This is a genomic window from Micrococcaceae bacterium Sec5.1, assembly GCA_039636795.1.
In the GTDB taxonomy this organism is placed as follows: Bacteria; Actinomycetota; Actinomycetes; order Actinomycetales; family Micrococcaceae; genus Arthrobacter.
The window spans coordinates 839,627-853,302 of the sequence record CP143430.1 but is presented as its reverse complement, the minus strand read 5'-3'; the positions used below and the strand labels follow the sequence as shown (position 1 = coordinate 853,302).

The following is a 13,676-nucleotide window of genomic DNA, read 5'->3' as shown; positions in this document are numbered from 1 at the left end:
GACTACGTAGGCTGATCCCATGAAAATCAACGCGTTCGCAGATGTCAGCCTCCGCGCCGTTATGGTGTTGGCGTCCGCCCCTGAGGGCACCTTGCTGACAACCCAGGCTGTGGCCGACGCCGTGGGAACTCCGTACAACCACGTCAGCAAGGCCATGGTCCGATTGCGAAGCCTTGGATTGATTGATGTGGAACGAGGCCGGCTGGGTGGCTCGCGCCTTAATGAAGCGGGGAGACAAGCGACCGTTGGCCAACTCCTTCGCCATCTGGACAGCCGGCAGGATCCGGCGGAATGCCAGTCCCCCACCCATGACTGCCCCCTCATCACAGAGTGCGGTCTCCGTCACGCAATGAATCGGGCCCGCGAAGCGTTCTATCGCGAGCTGGACACCGTCGTCATCTCATCCCTCCCTCATGCCCGGCAGATGAATCCGGTCTTCCAAACAATTGGCCTCCGGCCCGAATTCAGGTCCCCCGCACCCCTGCCCTGACCGGTCGTCCGAGCAGGCCTGCGCTTCGATTTGCACATCTTTTCTACAAGGAGTAGAAATTGAGATGTAAATATAGGCATTCGAAATGCTTGTATTGTGACGGTCCGAATGACCCAGCCGGGCCCCTACCTCAGGAGAACCATGCTCTCGGAAAAATCCCGCCCCATTATTGATGCCACTCTTCCGCTGGTGGGCTCGCGTATTGGTGACATCACCGCCGATTTCTACACGCGTCTCTTTGCAGCGCACCCCGAGTTGCTCGATGGACTCTTCAGCCGCTCCAACCAGCGCTCGGGTGATCAGCAACAGGCACTCGCCGGGAGCATCGCCGCCTTCGCCACCCATCTGGTGAACAACCCGGGCACCCTCCCGGAAAAGGTCCTGGCCCGGATCGCCCACAAGCACGCCTCACTGGGCATCGCCGAAGAGCAGTACGGAGTGGTCTACGAGCACCTCTTCGCAGCAATCGCGGCCGACCTGTCAGACGTCATTACACCGGAAATCGCCGAGGCATGGACCGAGGTTTACTGGCTTATGGCAGACGCCCTGATCAAGCTCGAAAAGGACCTCTATGCCTCCCAGTCAAACAATAAAATGTGGATGCCCTGGCGCGTGGTTTCCAAGGTACCGGCTGGCAAGGACGCCATGACATTCACCTTGGAACCTGCCGACGACACTCCGGTAACACCGGCCCTGGCCGGCCAGTATGTGAGCGTCAAGGTTGCCCTCCCTGACGGCTTGCGCCAAGTGCGGCAGTATTCATTGTCAGGCGACGCCGGCACCAGCCGGATCTTCACCACCAAGCTAAACGACGGTGGTGAGGTGTCCACCGCCCTGCATACCGCCGTCGAGCCTGGCGATGTACTCGAAATCTCCAACCCCTACGGCGAGATCACCCTCAAGGACGGCGAGGGGCCGGTTGTGCTCGCATCAGCGGGCATCGGGTGCACGCCGACGGCCTCGATCCTGCGTTCTCTGGCTGAGGCCTGCACCGATCGCCAGGTTCTTGTCCTGCACGCCGAACGCTCCATGGAAAGTTGGGCCTTGAGCGGCCAAATGACTGCAGACGCCGCAAGCATTGACGCCGAACTGCAGCTCTGGCTCGAGTCGCCGCAGCCCAGCAACGAAGTGCACCGCGCCAAGGCAGGCTTCATGTCCCTGAGGGAAGTCGACATGCCGGCAGACGCTTCCCTGTACCTCTGCGGGCCGTTGCCCTTCATGAAGAAAATTCGCGACGAAGCAATCGAGGCCGGGATTCCGGCCACCCGGATCCACTACGAAGTTTTCGGCCCCGACGTGTGGCTCGCGAACTAAGGCAGAGCCGCAAACACTGTAAAAGCGCCAGAAGCACGACGGCGGCCCGCCACCTTTCATCCAAAAGGTGACGGGCCGCCGTCGTTCGCTTAAGAACGCCGTTGTTCCTAAGAGGTCTAGCCCAGACGGGTCTTCAGACCGGCCAGCTCGGACTGAAGTGCCGCCGGGAGCGACTCGCCGAAGTTGGCGAACCATTCCTCGATGGACGCGAGCTCAGTTGCCCACTCCTCAGGGTCCACACGAACAGCCGACTCAACTTCTGCCGGGGTCATGTCCAGGCCTTCAAGGTCGATGGACTCGCCGGTCGGAACGAAACCGATCGGAGTCTCCACAGCGTCAGCCTTGCCTTCGAGGCGTTCGATGGCCCACTTGAGCACACGCGCGTTGTCTCCGAAGCCAGGCCAGGCGAAGCCGCCTTCAGCCGTGCGGCGGAACCAGTTGACCAGGAAGATCTTGGGCAGACGCTCCGGGTTTGCCTTGGCGGACAGGTTTACCCAGTGGTTCAGGTAGTCACCTGCGTCGTAGCCGATGAACGGCAGCATTGCCATGGGATCGCGGCGGACAACACCGACGGCGCCAGCTGCAGCGGCCGTGGTTTCCGAGGAAAGCGTGGCACCCATGAAGATACCGTTGGACCAGTCGCGGGCCTCGGTGACCAGCGGGATGGTGGTCTTGCGGCGGCCGCCGAACAGGATCGCGGACAACTCCACGCCGTCCGGGCTGAAGTACTCTTCGGCCAGCATGTCGATCTGGTCGATCGGCGTGCAGAAGCGGGAGTTCGGGTGTGCAGCCGGGGCGTCGGAGTCCGGAGTCCAGGACTCGCCGCGCCAGTCGGTCAGGTGCGCCGGAGTTTCCTCGGTCATACCTTCCCACCACACGCCGCCGTCATCGGTCAGCGCAACATTGGTGAAGATGCTGTTGCCCTTGGCGATGGCACGCATGGCGTTGGGGTTGGTGCCCCAACCGGTGCCTGGCGCGACGCCGAACAAGCCGGCCTCAGGGTTGACGGCGCGGAGCTCGCCTTCCTTGCCGAAACGCATCCAGGTGATGTCGTCACCGAGGGTCTCCACCTTCCAGCCCTTGATGGTGGGATCCAGCAGGGCGAGGTTGGTCTTGCCGCAAGCAGACGGGAAGGCAGCGGAGACGTAGTAAGTCTTCTGCTCCGGCGAGGTCAGCTTGAGGATGAGCATGTGCTCGGCCAGCCAGCCTTCGTCGCGGGCCATCACGGAGGCGATACGCAGTGCGTAGCACTTCTTGCCCAGCAGGGCGTTTCCGCCGTAGCCGGAACCGAAAGACCAGATGGAGCGCTCTTCGGGGAAGTGGACGATCCACTTGTCCGTGTTGCACGGCCACGCGACGTCGGCCTGGCCGGCTTCCAGCGGAGCGCCCAGCGAGTGGAGGGCCGGAACAAAGAATGCATCTGTTTGCGTGATGCGGTCCAGGACGTCCGTGCCAATGCGGGCCATGATGCGCATGGAAGCTACAACGTAGGCGGAGTCAGTGATCTCAACGCCGAACTTCGGGTCCTCTGCATCCAGGTGGCCCATGACGAACGGAATGACGTACATGGTGCGGCCGCGCATGGAGCCGGCGAACAGGCCGCGCAGCTTCTGCTTCATCTCCGCCGGGGCCATCCAGTTGTTGGTGAAGCCTGCGTCGCGCTCGTTCTCGGAGCAGATGAAGGTCTGCTCCTCTACACGGGCAACGTCGGCCGGGTCAGAGAACGCCGCGAAGGAATTCGGGAACGTTTCCGGGTTCAGCCTCTTCAGGGTGCCGGCCTCGACAAGTTCGTCGGTCAGCTTCTTGTTCTCTGCTTCGCTGCCATCAACCCAGTGGATGCGGTCCGGCTGAGTCAGCTCGGCTACTTCCTCAACCCAGGCCAGCAGGCGTGCATGCGTAGTAGGTGCCTTCTCAAGCAGCGGCAGTCGCGCCAGATCGCCCATTGCGGTTCCCTTCCTCGGGTTCAGTGGTGTGTCCTAAACGATAGGGGTCCCGGACCAGACCAATCCCCTGTCAGACGTCAGATGTCCAGTGGGGACGAAACGAAAAACCCCTAGAATTCAAGGTTCCAGTTTCAGAGAGGCGCGATTTAAGTGAGGAAGGTCACATAGACCGGTCTAGTTGTCTAGATTACAGCTTTTCGATTTGGAACTTCACATGAACTTCTGTAAAGTTTATTGAGGTTCGAGGGGGTCAGAGAAACAGACCGCCGAGAATCACACGAAATGCGCCCATAGCTCAGCTGGATAGAGCGTCTGTCTACGGAACAGAAGGTCAGGGGTTCGAATCCCTTTGGGCGCACAGATAGAGACCCGCACCGGTTCGCCGGTGCGGGTCTTTTGTTTTACGCCGTTTTGCCCGGGTTAGCCCAACTACGTAGCAGCACTGCGCGTTTTGAGGGCTGAAAACGCGCTCAACTGCGACTTACTTGGGTGGCCGCAGCAGCAGGTGAGCCGCGCGCAGAAACGGACAGGGCCGCCGTCGTACTTTCCGAAAAGTACGACGGCGGCCCTTGCGTTGGTGCGGACGCTTACTCCCCCACGGCCTCGCTGATGCGGCGTCGGATGCCGTCGAAGTGACGGTTGAGCAGCTCGGCCGAGAGCACCTTGTCTCCCGCTGCAACGGCGGTATAGATATTGCGATGGATGGCTGCCGTCTTAGCCAGATCCTCGTTACCGGCGCCGATCTCTACGTGGATCTTCCGGTATACCTTCCAGAAGACCCCCATCAGGTTGATCAGCAGCTCGTTGTTAAGGGGTTCGAACAGCCGGCGGTGGAACTCGGCGTCGGCGGCCACGAAGTTCTCGCCGGCGGCGGCGAGTTCTTCCATTTGCTTCACAGATTCCTCGATGGACGCCAGCTGCTCCTTGGTCATCACATCGATGGAGGAGCCGATCAGCCCGGACTCCAAGGCCTGCCGCACGTCCACTAACTGCAAGGCTTCAAGTCCCTGGTGCCGGAGGGAAAGCCGGCCCCGGAATGTCAGGCCATCAGCCAAGGCCTCGAAATTGCTGGGCGCCACGAACATCCCGAAGCCATGGCGGATCTCGATCACACCCAGGGCCTGCAGCACTTTCAGGGACTCACGCAACGTATTGCGCCCCACACCGAGGGCAATTGAAAGTTCGCTCTCCGTGGGCAACGGGTCACCCGCCTCGAGCTCCCGCTCAAGGATGAGTTCCATAATGTCCGACTGCAATGCACGCAGCCGGGCCTGTGCACTGAACCGCGCTTGCGGAACGACACCGGAAGTTGTCATGGGCTCTCCTTGCCGATGCACTCCTCTCGCAGAGGCCTATGAACCTCGGATGCGAAGGAGTGCGGTGTTAATATTGAGGCGAGCTTAATGCCCACCGCAGAATGAGTGACTCGCAACATACAATATCGGATGTCCCACCTCCTTGATAGGTATGTCTTCGGAATTTCTTGAGAATTCCGCCTTCTGGCGCCCGGGCGGCGAGGAGCCCGCGAGGCTCCAGCTTCCCAGGCAGCCTCACCGTGATCCATCTCTCACTTGACGTCCCCTTGTGACCACACTTACAGTTTCAATACGAGCATCGGACGTCCTACATCCGATAACCCACGACAGTCGAATGGTGAGGCACCTTTATGAGCAAGACCATCAACAGCCTGCCGCTGGTCAATGACGCCAGCCGCCGCAATTTCCTCAAGCTGAGCGGCGCAGTTGGTGCAGCCGCCGCGTTCACGGCGACCCTTTCTGCGTGCGGCGGCGCTGCCAGCACCACCACGGGGAACGCAGCAAACACCGCGGTCGTGAACAAGGACCTCATCATCGAGGCAGGCATCTCCTACGCCCTCTCCACAGGCTTTGACCCGCTGAGCTCTTCGGGAGCCACACCGATGGCAGCCAACCTCCACATCTTCGAAGGCCTCATTGAGCTGCACCCGGCCACGCGCCAGCCCTACAACGCCCTGGCAGCGTCAGATCCAAAGAAAATCAACGACACCACCTATCAGGTGACCATTCGCGACGGCGCCAAGTTCCACGACGGCTCCCCTGTCACCACCGAAGACGTGGCCTTTTCCTTTACCCGCGTCATGGACCCCGCGAACAAGTCGTTGTTCTCCCAGTTCATCCCCTTCATTCAGGACGTCAAGCCTCTGGACGCCAAGACGGTGGAATTCACGCTCAAGTACGCCTTCCCGGGCTTCGGGCCGCGAATTTCGGTGGTCAAGGTGGTCCCCAAGGCACTCGCCAGCGATCTAAAGGCCTTCGACGCCAAGCCAATCGGCTCCGGTCCTTACAAACTGGTCTCCGCCGTCAAGGACGACAAGATCGTCTTCGAAGCGTTCGCAGACTACAACGGCCCCAAGCCTGCCCTGGCCAAGGGCATGACCTGGCTCCTTCTTTCGGACGCTGCGGCCCGTGTTACTGCTGTCCAATCCGGCCGCGTCCAGGCCATCGAGGACGTTCCGTACCTGGACGTCGACGGCCTGAAGTCCAAGGTCAAGGTGGAATCAGTCCAGTCCTTCGGCCTGCTGTTCCTCATGTTCAACTGCGCCAAGGCCCCGTTCGACAACAAACTGGTCCGCCAGGCACTGCACTATGGCCTGGACAAGGAGGCCATCATCAAGAAGGCCCTGTTCGGCAACGCCAAGGCCGCCAGCTCCTACTTCCAGGAAGGCCACCCGGATTACGTCAAGGCCAAGAACGTCTACGGTTTTGACACAAAAAAGGCTGAAGAACTGCTCAAGCAAGCGGGCGTCAACAGCCTCGAGTTCGAACTCCTCACCACGGACACCGCGTGGGTCAAGGATGTTGCACCGCTGATCCTTGAGTCCTGGAACAAGATCCCAGGCGTCAAGGTAACGGTGAAGAGCCTCCAGTCCGGTGCCCTTTACAGCGACCGCGTGGGTAAGGGTGACTACACAGTGGTTGCGGCTCCGGGCGATCCATCCGTGTTCGGCAATGATGCTGACCTCCTGCTGAGCTGGTTCTACTCCGGTGCCACGTGGATGGAGAAGCGCGCCTTCTGGACCACTCCTGAACGTTCCAAGCTGCAGGAACTCATGAACAAGGGGTCGCAGGCCTCCGGCGACGACGCCAAGAAGGTCGTGGCCGAAATCGTGGACATGGTCTCCGACGAGGTCCCCCTGTACCCCGTCCTTCACCGCCAGCTTCCCAGCGCCTGGGACGAGAAAAAGCTCAAGGGCTTCCAGCCGCTGCCCACCACCGGATTGTCGTTCATCGACGTCGGACGTACCGCCTAGAAACCTGAGTTGCGAGGCCTGCTTTGCGGCCTAAATCCCCACAGTAGCGCGCAGAGCAGGCCCCACAACCAGCAGCACCCCCAACCAACCGGAGAACAAATTGGTCACCATATTGCGTCTGCTTGGCCGCAGGCTTGCAGCATTGCCATTGATGATCCTGGGCATTACGTTGCTCGTCTTCCTCGTCCTGCAGGCCGCCCCCGGCGACCAAGCCAGCTCCGCCCTCGGTGACGGTGCCAGCGAAGAAGCCAAGCAGCAGTACCGCCAGGAAAATGGCCTGAACGATCCCCTGGTCCTGCAATACTTCCGCTTCCTGGGGAAGCTGCTGCAGTTCGATCTCGGCGTCACAACCCCGCCGGCAAAGTCGGTCGCATCAATGATCGGCTCTGCGTTCCCCCTGACGCTCCAGCTGACCTTCCTGGGCGTCATTATCGCAATTGTTCTGTCCCTGGCTTTCGGAATCCTCGGTGCCCTCTACCGCGACAAGTGGCAGGACCAGTTGATCCGGGTCTTCTCAATCGCCGCTATCGCCACGCCGTCGTTCTGGCTAGGTATCCTGCTCATCCAGTGGTTCGCACTCGGCGCCAACCCGATGTTTCCGTCAGGCGGAATTGCGACGCCGGAATCCGGCTTTGGCGGTTGGCTGAACTCGATGGCCCTCCCGGCCCTGGCACTGGGCATCCCGGTATCGGCATCGCTGATCCGCGTGGTCCGGACCTCAATGGTCGAAGAGCTTGACCGCGACTACGTCCGCACAGCCATCGGCAACGGTGTCCCCTACCGCGAAGTCGTTTCCAAGAATGTTCTCCGCAACGCGCTCGTCACCCCGGTGACAGTGCTGGGACTCCGCGTGGGCTATCTGCTGGGTGGCGCCGTCGTGATTGAAATGATCTTCGCCCTACCCGGCATGGGCCAGCTGATCCTCAATGGCATCACCAACCTGGACGTCAATCTGGTCCAGGGCGTGGTGCTCACCATCTCGGTCACCTTTGTTCTGGTGAACATCGTGGTTGACCTTCTCTACCTGCTCATCAACCCCCGAATCAGGACGGTATAGCTCATGCGCAGCAAGCTCGCAGAACGGCTAAGTGCACCGGGCATCCGTTTCAAGGCCCTGCCCTGGGGCTCCCGCATTGCCCTACTCTTCCTCATCTTGATTGTCTTCGCGGCCGTCTTCGCGCCAGTCATCGCTCCGCATGATCCCCTTGAGACATTCATCCCGGCCACGCCGCCGGGCGCCGAGCACTTCTTCGGCACTGACCGCCTAGGCCGCGACATTTTCTCGCGCCTGCTCTTCGGCGCACAGTCGTCACTTTTGATCGGCCTCGGCGCGGTTGGTCTAGCCATCCTCGCCGGTGCTCTCCTGGGCTCCTTCGCGGCGACGTCCAGCAAGTCCGTGAACGAGATCATCATGCGGCTCATGGACATCCTCATGGCGTTCCCGGGTATCGCCCTTGCAGCCGTATTGTTGGCTGCCTTTGGCAACTCGGTTCCCACCATCATCATCGCGATCGCCATCATCTACACACCCCAGCTTGCCCGCGTGGTCCGCGCCAACGTGCTCGCACAATACGGCGAAGACTACGTCCGTGCTGAACGCGTCATCGGTGCCGGGCGCTTCTACATCCTGGTCAAGCACATCGTCCGCAACACTGCCGCTCCGGTGCTGGTGTTCGCCACAGTGATGGTGGCCGACGCCATCATCCTGGAAGCCTCGCTCTCCTTCCTGGGCGCGGGCGTTCAGGATCCCGCCCCCTCTTGGGGCAACGTGATCTCCTACGGCCGCAATCTGGTTCTTTCCGGTGGCTGGTGGGCCACCACGTTCGCTGGCCTGACAATTCTGTTGACCGTCCTGTCCCTGAACATCCTCGCGGAGGGCCTCACCGACGCCATGGTGAACCCGAAGTTGCGTCAGGCCCCGGCGGTTAAGGACGATGACGGCTCTGCCGCAGTTCTGGCCGTGGACACCGAGGTTGCCACCTCTGTCGCCCAGCCGTCGGTGGTTGAGGAACACGAGCTCGACGGCGTTCGTCCGGCTTCCGATCGCACCGTCACCGAAGTCTTCGGCAAGTCAGCTCTTCTCACCGATGTGAACGTTGCAGCCCCCAACCCGCACCTCCTGCTGGACCGCGAACTGGAACTGCTGGCAGCCATTGAGGCCAAGCGCACGGACCGCCTCCCCCAGGTGCCAGCAGGCGCGCGGAATGTCCTTGAAGTGAAGAACCTGTCCATCCGTTTCCCGGGCCGCTTCGGCGAAACCGCGATCGTGGACAACGTCTCCTTCACCGTCCGCGAAGGCGAAACCATGGGCCTGGTGGGTGAGTCGGGTTGTGGCAAGTCGATCACCTCACTCGCTGTGATGGGCCTTCTGCCCAAGACAGCCCATGTCACCGGTTCCATCCTGTTTGATGGCAAGGAACTCCTCGACGCAAAGACCCAGCACAGCAACCCCAAGGCCTATGAGGGCCTGCGCGGTGAGCAGATCGCCATGGTCTACCAAGACGCGTTGAGCTCCCTAAACCCGTCCATGAAGATCAAGGACCAGCTGGAGCAGCTCACTAAACGCGGCGGTCGGAAGACTCCTGCTGAGCTGCTGGAAATGGTGAAACTGGACCCTGTCAGGACCCTCGCCAGCTACCCGCACGAGCTTTCCGGTGGCCAGCGCCAACGCGTGCTGATTGCCATGGCCCTGTCCCGCTCGCCGAAGATCGTCGTTGCTGATGAGCCCACCACTGCCCTGGATGTCACCGTGCAAAAACAGGTGGTGGATCTGCTCAACGAACTCCGTGATCAACTCGGTTTTGCCATGGTATTCGTCAGCCACGACCTCGCCTTGGTGGCCTCCCTGGCTCACCGCATCACAGTCATGTACGCCGGCCAAGTGGTGGAATCCGCACAGGCTTCCGAGCTTCTGCAGAATCCCAAGCACGAGTACACCCGTGGCTTGTTGGGTGCCGTCCTCTCCATAGAGGCCGACGCCGTCCGGCTGCACCAGATCCCCGGCACAGTTCCTTCACCACGCGACTTTGCTTCGGGCGACCGCTTCGCGGCCCGCTCACTCAGGGCTGACGCCGACCCCCACCAAAAGCTCGTCCTCACCACCGTCCCGTCTCCCAATGGCGACGCTGCGGATCACTATTGGGCCAGCCACTTGAAGGAGGACGCAAAATGAGCGAATCAGGCTCCAAGCCGGTCATCGAGCTCAAGGACGTCAGGGTCTATCACCATGCACGGACAGGTGGCCTGTTCCGTCCAAACATCGTCAAAGCTGTTGACGGAGTGGACTTCACCATCAGCCGCGGCGAAACCGTGGGCATCGTTGGTGAGTCCGGCTGTGGCAAGTCCACCCTCGCATCAGTTCTCGTGGGACTTCAGCCGCCGACGTCGGGCAAGGTTTTGTTCCACGGAAAGCCGGCCATCAAGCGCAACGCTGCCATGCGCAAGCAGTTTGGCCGCTCGGTCTCCGTGGTCTTCCAGGACCCGGCTACGGCGCTCAACCCGCGCATGACCATCCAGGACATCCTCACCGACCCCCTTCAGATCCACGGCATCGGGAACGCGGCGAACCGCGCTGGCAAGGTCAAGGAACTGTTGGCGCTGGTTGGCTTGCCGCAGTCGGCAGCCGACGTGACGCCGTCGCAGGTTTCCGGTGGTCAGCGCCAGCGTGTGGCGATCGCCCGGGCACTGGCGCTCGATCCGGACATCATCGTGGCGGATGAGCCGACGTCGGCCCTGGACGTTTCCGTCCGGGCGCAGGTCCTGAACCTGTTGTCGGATCTGAAGACCCAGCTGAACCTGGGCATGGTGTTCATCTCTCACGACATCCAAACCGTCCGCTATGTTTCGGACCGCATCTGCGTCATGTACTTCGGCAAAATCGTCGAGCAAGGCACAGCCGCACAGGTCTTCGACAACCCCGGAAACGATTACACCAAGAAGCTGCTGGGCGCCGCGCCGAGCCTTCTCCACATCTAGTTTTCCCCTCACCAGCTACCAACAACGGAGATTTCTGTGTCCACTCAGTTCCAGGGCGTCATTCCCCCGGTCATCACACCACGCCACTCCGACGGCAGCATCGACACTGCGTCGCTGAAGAACGTCACCAAGCACCTGATCGACGGCGGTGTGTCCGGACTTTTCGTCCTCGGCTCCTCCGGGGAAGTCCCCTACCTCACCAATGATGAGCGTGAGCTGGTGGTCTCCACCATCGCCGACGCCAACGCCGGAGCGGTCCCGCTGATCGTCGGCGCCAACGAGCAAACCACCAACCGGGTGATCGAGGAGGCCCGAAAAGTGGTGGACCTGGGCGCTGACGCGATCGTGGTGACCTCCATGTACTACGCCATCGGCAACGCCGCGGAGACTGAAACTCATTTTCGCAGCATCCACGCAGCCGTCGAGAAGCCAATCTTCGCTTACGACGTCCCCGTCCGAACCCACTTCAAACTGCCAACGGACCTCTTGGTCCGCCTGGGCCGTGATGGTGTCATCGCCGGCGTGAAGGACTCCTCCGGCGACGACGTTTCGTTCCGCCAGCTGCTCCTGGCGGCCAAGGACATTCCCAACTTCGACATCTTCACCGGTCACGAAGTTGTGGTGGACGGCGCCCTCCTTGGTGGCGCCCAGGGTGTTGTTCCGGGCCTTGGCAACGTTGATCCGGCGGGCTACCGCCGGCTGTTCGACGCCGCGCAGGCTGGCGACTGGGCGGGTGCGGCCCTGGAGCAGGACCGTTTGGCCGACGTCTTCGAGATCGTCTACACGCCCAACGGCCGTGTCTCCGGCGGCGCCGCTGGGCTGGGAGCGTTCAAGACCGCGCTGCAGGTCATGGGCGTCATTGAGTCCAACACGATGAGCGAGCCCATGCTGTCCCTGAACTCCGATGAGACGGCGCTGATCCGTGAAATCCTGGAGCGGAACGGGCTGGTCTAGGTTTTCCATGACCGCTTCCATGCCCCACGTGATCGGCGTTGACCTCGGCGGCACCAAAACCGCCGCCGGGGTTGTTTCCGGCTTTGGTGAAGTGCTCTTCTCGGAGACCATTCCGACGTTGAACCGGGCCGGTGGCGAAGCGATCCTCGACGCCACCGCTGCGCTGATCGCGGGCTTGGTGGAGCGTGCTGCCGACGCCGGAATTTCGGTTTCCGGCGTCGGCATCGGTTCTGCGGGTGTCATCAACGCTGCTTCCGGGGCTGTTGTTTCGGCGACCGATGCCATTCTTGGCTGGGCCGGGACTTCTCTTGTTTCGGGGCTGTCCTCCCGGCTTTCCCTGTCTCCTTCGGCGGTCCGGGCCGTCAACGACGTGCATGCTCATGCTCTCGGAGAAGCTTGGCTTGGTGCCGCAGCTGGAACGTCCACTTCTCTGATGGTGGCGTTCGGGACAGGCGTTGGCGGCAGCTTCGTGGTGGATGGCGCTCCTGTTCTGGGGCATCACTCTGTTGGCGGTCATGTTGGGCATTTTGCCTCGCCCTACGCCACATTTGATGCGGCTCCGCTGCCATGTGTATGCGGCCATGCCGGGCACGTCGAGGCCGTGGCTTCGGGGCCCGCCATTCACGAGTCGTACCTGCGATTTGGTGGTTCTTCACGCGAGGCGGCGGATACGCGTGGCGTGTTCGTGCTGGCTTCCGGTGCTCCTGCTGGCGTGCCCGACGGCAGTGCTGCCGCCACTGTCAGCCGAGCCGCTGCCTTGCGTGCCATTAATCTCGGGGCGGCCGCCGCAGGTCAAGCCGTGGGCGGACTCATCAACATTCTTGACCCTGAAACCGTAGTCATTTCAGGTGGACTGGCGGACGCCGGTGGGCTCTGGTGGGAGCCCATGGAAGCCGCCCTCCGCCAAGAGCTACTGGTGCCTCTTGCCGAGGTCCCCGTGGTCCGGGCAACCCTTGGCAACACCGCGGCCATCGTTGGTGCCGCGAAACTCGTCCTTTAGAAGAAAGAGACAACATGATCCTGACCCTCGAAGGCCTCGAAGCCCTCCGTTCCCAGCTGATCGTCTCCTGCCAGGCCTACCCGGGCGAGCCGATGCGTGATCCGCGAACTACGGGACAGGTGGCGGCATCAGCAGTCATCGGCGGTGCTGCGGCGATCCGAGTCCAAGGGTTGGCCGACGTACAGTTCACTCGTGCCGCCGTCGAAGTTCCCGTCGTCGGCCTCTGGAAGGACGGTCACGATGGCGTCTTCATCACCCCCACGCTCCGGCACGCGCTTGCCGTAGCGAACGCGGGCGCGCATATTGTGGCGATTGACGGAACGCGCCGGGCTCGCCCCGATGGTTTGTCGCTGGGAGCCACCGTTGCTGGCATCCACGCCGAGTCCCACGCCTTGGTCATGGCGGACTGCGGTTCCTTCGATGACGCCGTGGCAGCTGTTGAAGCCGGCGCAGACCTGATCGGAACCACCCTGTCCGGCTATACCGGCGAGCGCCCGAAGACCGACGGTCCGGATCTGGATTTGCTGAAGCAGATCGCTTCCGCCGACTTGGGTAAGCCACTCATCGCAGAAGGCCGCATCCAGACCCCGGCCCATGCACGGCAGGCCCTCGACGCCGGAGCGTTTGCCGTTGTTGTCGGGACCGCGATCACACACCCAGCCACGATTACGGGCTGGTTCAAGGGCGCGATGCACGCGTAGCCCTGACTTG

11 protein-coding genes and 1 tRNA gene are annotated in these 13,676 nt (G+C 61.8%); 10 read left to right on the top strand and 2 right to left on the bottom strand.

Annotated features, from left to right (window positions below):
• Nucleotides 1–19: 19 nt before the first annotated feature.
• Together VUN82_04150 and VUN82_04145 are read left to right on the top strand one after the other, a co-directional pair.
• Nucleotides 20–490 (top strand): Rrf2 family transcriptional regulator, encoded by a 471-nt coding sequence (locus VUN82_04150; protein ID XAS73055.1) that lies wholly within the window; start codon nucleotides 20–22, stop codon nucleotides 488–490.
• 141 nt (nucleotides 491–631) lie between these two features.
• The gene (locus tag VUN82_04145) at nucleotides 632–1,804 is read left to right on the top strand and encodes a globin domain-containing protein (protein ID XAS73054.1); all 1,173 of its coding nucleotides are present in this window, start codon (nucleotides 632–634) and stop codon (nucleotides 1,802–1,804) included.
• A 116-nt stretch (nucleotides 1,805–1,920) separates the two neighbouring features.
• Here the strand turns inward: VUN82_04145 and VUN82_04140 are convergent, their stop codons facing one another.
• On the bottom strand, nucleotides 1,921–3,747 hold the full coding sequence (locus tag VUN82_04140) for a phosphoenolpyruvate carboxykinase (GTP) (GenBank protein ID XAS73053.1): 1,827 nt from the start codon (nucleotides 3,745–3,747) through the stop codon (nucleotides 1,921–1,923).
• Nucleotides 3,748–4,031: 284 nt separating this feature from the next.
• Here VUN82_04140 and VUN82_04135 point away from each other — a divergent pair.
• Nucleotides 4,032–4,105 (top strand) — tRNA-Arg (locus VUN82_04135).
• 229 nt (nucleotides 4,106–4,334) lie between these two features.
• On the opposite strand, the gene VUN82_04130 is transcribed toward VUN82_04135, so the two are convergent.
• Entirely contained in the window at nucleotides 4,335–5,063 is a 729-nt protein-coding gene (locus tag VUN82_04130) for an FCD domain-containing protein (protein ID XAS73052.1), read from the bottom strand.
• A gap of 350 nt (nucleotides 5,064–5,413) precedes the next feature.
• Here VUN82_04130 and VUN82_04125 point away from each other — a divergent pair, with 350 nt between their 5' ends.
• From VUN82_04125 to VUN82_04095, 7 genes are all read left to right on the top strand, one after another.
• The gene (locus VUN82_04125) at nucleotides 5,414–7,036 is read left to right on the top strand and encodes an ABC transporter substrate-binding protein (protein ID XAS73051.1); all 1,623 of its coding nucleotides are present in this window, start codon (nucleotides 5,414–5,416) and stop codon (nucleotides 7,034–7,036) included.
• Between the two features lie 151 nt (nucleotides 7,037–7,187).
• Nucleotides 7,188–8,093: an ABC transporter permease gene (locus VUN82_04120; protein ID XAS74601.1), complete on the top strand. Its 906-nt coding sequence runs from the start codon at nucleotides 7,188–7,190 to the stop codon at nucleotides 8,091–8,093.
• A 3-nt stretch (nucleotides 8,094–8,096) separates the two neighbouring features.
• Nucleotides 8,097–10,208: a dipeptide/oligopeptide/nickel ABC transporter permease/ATP-binding protein gene (locus VUN82_04115; GenBank protein ID XAS73050.1), complete on the top strand. Its 2,112-nt coding sequence runs from the start codon at nucleotides 8,097–8,099 to the stop codon at nucleotides 10,206–10,208.
• Complete coding sequence (locus tag VUN82_04110) at nucleotides 10,205–11,011, top strand: ATP-binding cassette domain-containing protein (GenBank protein XAS73049.1); 807 nt, start codon at nucleotides 10,205–10,207, stop codon at nucleotides 11,009–11,011. Before VUN82_04115 ends, VUN82_04110 begins: the two co-directional genes overlap by 4 nt.
• 36 nt (nucleotides 11,012–11,047) lie before the next feature.
• On the top strand, nucleotides 11,048–11,965 hold the full coding sequence (locus VUN82_04105) for a dihydrodipicolinate synthase family protein (protein XAS73048.1): 918 nt from the start codon (nucleotides 11,048–11,050) through the stop codon (nucleotides 11,963–11,965).
• A gap of 19 nt (nucleotides 11,966–11,984) precedes the next feature.
• Nucleotides 11,985–12,965, top strand: a complete 981-nt coding sequence (locus VUN82_04100) for an ROK family protein (protein ID XAS74600.1) — start codon at nucleotides 11,985–11,987, stop codon at nucleotides 12,963–12,965.
• Between the two features lie 14 nt (nucleotides 12,966–12,979).
• Nucleotides 12,980–13,666, top strand: a complete 687-nt coding sequence (locus VUN82_04095; GenBank protein XAS73047.1) for an N-acetylmannosamine-6-phosphate 2-epimerase — start codon at nucleotides 12,980–12,982, stop codon at nucleotides 13,664–13,666.
• Nucleotides 13,667–13,676 lie beyond the last annotated feature (10 nt).